At 50.6% G+C, this 255-nt stretch carries 1 rRNA gene; it reads left to right on the top strand.

Annotated features, from left to right (window positions below):
- Window positions 1-255 (top strand): 23S ribosomal RNA (locus JFY56_RS24830); the annotation flags it as partial.

The raw sequence follows: 255 nt of genomic DNA, 5'->3' as shown, positions 1-255 counted from the left end.
TACATAGGTGTGTGAGGCGAACCAGGGGAACTGAAACATCTAAGTACCCTGAGGAACAGAAATCAACCGAGATTCCCTTAGTAGTGGCGAGCGAACGGGGACTAGCCCTTAAGCTTCCTTGAATCTAGTAGAACGCTCTGGAAAGTGCGGCCATAGTGGGTGATAGCCCCGTATATGAAAGGTTCTGGGAAGTGAAATCGAGTAGGACGGAGCACGAGAAACTTTGTCTGAACATGGGGGGACCATCCTCCAAGG

The organism is Pseudomonas schmalbachii (assembly GCF_017589465.1).
GTDB lineage: Bacteria > Pseudomonadota > Gammaproteobacteria > Pseudomonadales > Pseudomonadaceae > Pseudomonas > Pseudomonas schmalbachii.
Note: the sequence above shows the minus strand (reverse complement) of the source record. Positions and strands in the feature narration are given on the sequence as shown.